The 976-nt window shown below is 75.5% G+C and carries 1 protein-coding gene; it reads right to left on the bottom strand.

Going from position 1 to position 976, the window contains the following annotated elements; genetic code table 11:
* Window positions 1-9 precede the first annotated feature (9 nt).
* Window positions 10-976, bottom strand: a 967-nt coding sequence (locus ACYVE9_RS28345; RefSeq protein ID WP_461030746.1) for a Dyp-type peroxidase, incomplete at its 5' end; no start/stop codon positions are given.

Raw genomic sequence — 976 nt, 5'->3', positions numbered from 1 at the left:
CCGGGACGCTCACGCCTCCAGCAGCCGCTGCCCCACGTACTCGCCCGCCCCGGCGCCGCCCGGCACCGCGAACAGGGCGCTCGCCTCGTGCCGGACGAACGGGGACAGCGCGTCCCCCCGGTCGAGTTTGCGCTGCACCGTGACGAAGGCCCGCCGGGGGTCGGCCTGCCAGGCGACGAACAGCAGGCCGGCGTCCGGGGCGCCGTCCGGCAGGAAACCGTCGTGGTAGGAGAAGGGCCGCCGCAGCATCGCGGCGCCCGCGTTGGACTCCGGCGCGGTGACCCGCACGTGCGCGTTGGCGGCGATCACCGGCAGGCCGTCGTCGCCGCGCTTCTCCAGGTCGACGGGTGTGGTCTCGCCGCCGCCGCTCAGCGGGGCACCGTCCGACTTGCGCCGGCCGATGATCTTCTCCTGGGCGGCGAGGGGCTGCTCGTCCCAGTCGTCGAGCAGCATGCGGATGCGGCGGACGACCGCGTAGCTGCCGTCGCGCATCCACGCCGGCTCGCCGTCCTCGGGCACGAAGACCCGCGCGGCGAAGTCCGGATCGGACTGCCGGGGGTTGTTGGTGCCGTCGACCTGCCCCATCAGGTTGCGTGCGGTCCTGGGGCTCGCGGTCGCTCCGGGCGTGCGGTTGAAGCCGCTCATCTGCCAGCGCAGCCGCGCCGCCCGGCCGCTCTCGCGTTGCAGCGCGCGCAGCGCGTGGAAGGCGACCAGCGCGTCGTCGGCACCGATCTGGACCCACAGGTCGCCGTCCGAGCGCTTGCGGTCGAGCGCGTCGGCGGAGAACTCGGGCAGCGGGGCCAGCGACTTCGGCCGCTGGTCGGCGAGCCCGGTGCGGTCGAAGAACCCGGCGCCGAAACCGAAGGTGACGGTCAGCGAGGAGGGACCGGCGTCCAGGGCGATGCCGGTGTCGGCCGCGCCGCCGGTGGGGGGCTCCCCCGCCATCAGCCGGGCCGCCACCGCCGACCAGCGACGC

It is taken from the genome of Streptomyces sparsus (assembly GCF_054776295.1).
This window is presented reverse-complemented; position numbering and strand designations above follow the sequence as displayed.